Annotated in this window: 6 protein-coding genes and 1 tRNA gene; all 7 read left to right on the top strand. The window is 64.5% G+C overall.

The features are described 5' to 3' along the window. On the top strand, positions 1-142 hold a 142-nt coding region (locus ACY0I8_RS17665; protein WP_461395794.1), incomplete at its 5' end, for an EF-Tu C-terminal domain-related protein. A 16-nt stretch (positions 143-158) separates the two neighbouring features. Then, positions 159-308 carry a 50S ribosomal protein L33 gene (rpmG, locus tag ACY0I8_RS17660; protein ID WP_459940077.1) on the top strand — a complete coding sequence of 50 codons (150 nt, stop codon included), beginning with the start codon at positions 159-161 and terminating at the stop codon, positions 306-308. A 27-nt stretch (positions 309-335) separates the two neighbouring features. Continuing rightward, positions 336-412 (top strand) — tRNA-Trp (locus tag ACY0I8_RS17655). A gap of 20 nt (positions 413-432) precedes the next feature. After that, positions 433-618, top strand: coding sequence for a preprotein translocase subunit SecE (gene secE / locus ACY0I8_RS17650; RefSeq protein ID WP_461395793.1), 186 nt, complete (start codon positions 433-435; stop codon positions 616-618). A gap of 90 nt (positions 619-708) precedes the next feature. Continuing rightward, positions 709-1,239, top strand: coding sequence for a transcription termination/antitermination protein NusG (gene nusG, locus ACY0I8_RS17645; protein WP_459940072.1), 531 nt, complete (start codon positions 709-711; stop codon positions 1,237-1,239). A gap of 77 nt (positions 1,240-1,316) precedes the next feature. Then, the gene (gene rplK / locus ACY0I8_RS17640; RefSeq protein WP_461395792.1) at positions 1,317-1,742 is read left to right on the top strand and encodes a 50S ribosomal protein L11; all 426 of its coding nucleotides are present in this window, start codon (positions 1,317-1,319) and stop codon (positions 1,740-1,742) included. Positions 1,743-1,761: 19 nt separating this feature from the next. Then, entirely contained in the window at positions 1,762-2,457 is a 696-nt protein-coding gene (gene rplA / locus ACY0I8_RS17635; protein WP_461395791.1) for a 50S ribosomal protein L1, read from the top strand. Positions 2,458-2,597: the final 140 nt, after the last annotated feature.

The raw sequence follows: 2,597 nt of genomic DNA, 5'->3' as shown, positions 1-2,597 counted from the left end.
GGAGATGGTGATGCCTGGGGACAACGTGCGGATCACGGTGAACCTGATCACGCCGATCGCGATGGAGGAGGGGCTTCGGTTCGCGATTCGTGAGGGTGGCCGCACGGTGGGCGCCGGCGTCGTGACCAAGATCCTGGAATAAGAGGGGCACCGATCCCATGCGAGACGCCGTGATCCTCGCTTGCACCGAGTGCAAGCAGCGGAACTACCATACCGATAAAAACAAGAAGCGCACGACCGGCAAACTCGAAAAGAAGAAATACTGCCGGTTCTGCAACCGCCACACGCTCCACAAAGAGACGAAGTAGGCGGTTTCCGACGCGTGCAAGAAGTGCAGGCCAGTAGCTCGAACTGGTAGAGCACCGGACTCCAAATCCGGGGGTTGGGGGTTCGAATCCCTCCTGGCCTGCCACCTTTTTTCTGGGGCCTCGGATGATCGAACAGCTCAAGGTGTTTCTCCGGGAGGCAAAGGTCGAGCTCAAGAAGGTGACCTGGCCGGACCGGAAGATCACCACGGCCTCCACCGTGGTGGTCCTGGTGGTCACGTTCGTGGTCGGGATCTATCTCGGGGTGGTGGACGCCCTGTTAAACCAGTTGTTCCGGCTCGTGTTGAGCTAGATCCCTTCTGGACGCCGGCCCCTCCGGCGCCGGTTGCTCCCCTTCCTTCCTTTCCCCCACTTTCACACCGCATCGCGAAGGCGTGAGGAAATGGCCAAGCAGTGGTTTGTCGTGCAAACCTATTCCGGTTACGAAAACCGTGTGAAGGCGGCGCTCGAGCAGCGGATCCGCGAGCACGGCATGGAGGACCGGTTTGGCCAGATTCTCGTGCCCTCGGAGAAGGTGGTGGAGGTGGTGAAGGGGGAGAAGCGCACCACCTCTCGGAAGTTCTTCCCGGGATACATCTTGGTGCAGATGGAGATGGACACCGACACCTGGTACCTCGTGAAGAACACCCCGAAGGTGTCCGGGTTCGTGGGCGGGGGGGTGAAGCCCACCCCGATCTCCGACGAGGAGGTCGAGAAGATCATCGGCCAGATGGAGGAGGGCCGGGCCCACCCGAAGCCCAAGTACGAGTTCAGCCGCGGCGAGCAGGTCAAGGTGATCGACGGCCCGTTCTCGAACTTCACCGGCGTGGTGGAGGACGTAAACCCCGACAAAGGGAAACTCCGGGTCCTCGTGAGCATCTTCGGCCGTTCGACCCCGGTGGAACTGGAGTTCTTCCAGGTGGAGAAGACCTGAGGGAGGCCCGCCCCGCGGCGGGCCGCTAGGCGGGGACCGTTGGGGTCCCCCCACACCTCTGGAAAGGAGCATCCGTCATGGCGAAGAAGGTCGCAGCGGTCATCAAGCTGCAGATCCCGGCGGGCCAAGCGAACCCGTCCCCTCCGGTGGGGCCGGCGCTGGGCCAGCATGGGGTCAACATCATGGAGTTCTGCAAGGCGTTCAACGCCAAGACGAAGGACGGCAACGGCATCATCACGCCCGTGGAGATCACGGTTTATGCCGACCGCTCGTTCACCTTCGTCACGAAGACCCCTCCGGCCGCCGTGCTCCTGAAGATGGCGGCGGGCATCGAGAAGGGCTCCGGGGAACCGAACAAAAAGAAGGTGGGTAAGGTCACCCGGGAGCAGGTCCGCAAGATCGCGGAGCAGAAGATGCCCGATCTGAACACCACCGACATCGAGGCGGCGATCCGCACCATCGAGGGGGCGGCGCGCAGCATGGGCCTCGAGGTCGTGGACTAGGCGGCGGAGGGAGCGGACGATGGCGCGCAAAGGAAAGAAGTACTTGGAGGCCCGGTCCAAGGTGGACCGGCTGAAGCTCTACGATCTCGACGAGGCCCTGGCGCTGCTGCCCCAGATCTCCTACGCCAGCTTCGACGAGAGCGTCGACCTGGCCGTGCGCCTGGGGGTGAACCCGGCCCACGCCGACCAGATGGTGCGGGGCACGGTGGTGCTGCCCCACGGAACCGGCAAGGGCGTGCGGGTGCTGGTGTTCGCCAAGGGCGACAAGGCCAAGGAGGCCGAGGAGGCCGGCGCCGACTTCGTGGGCGCCGAGGATCTGGCCGAGAAGATCCAGGAGGGGTGGCTCGAGTTCGACAAGGCCGTGGCCACGCCCGACATGATGGGGGTGGTGGGCCGCCTGGGCCGGATTCTGGGGCCCCGGGGCCTCATGCCCAACCCGAAGAGCGGCACCGTGACCTTCGACGTGGCCCAGGCCGTGAAGGAACTCAAGGCGGGCCGGGTCGAGTACCGGGTGGACAAATACGGAAACGTCCACGTGCCGGTGGGCCGCAAGTCGTTCTCCCCCGAGCAGCTCAAGGAGAACGTGGCCGCCGTGATCGAGAGCCTGGTCCGGGCCAAGCCCGCCTCGGCCAAGGGGGCCTACATCCGGGGGGTGGCGATCGCCACCACCATGAGCCCCGGGATCAAGCTCGACCCGGTGCAGTTCCGGGCGTAAGCACTGCTGTCCAAAAACGAATAACAGAGGTCCCGGGAAGTGCCCGGAGAGGGCCTTCTGCCGCGGTTTGGGGCGGTCATCCTACACCGCCGTGCGATTCAGCTGTCCAACATCGAACCCCGGCAGCGTGAGCTGGGGGT

It is taken from the genome of Deferrisoma sp. (assembly GCF_054681715.1).
Note: the sequence above shows the minus strand (reverse complement) of the source record. Positions and strands in the feature narration are given on the sequence as shown.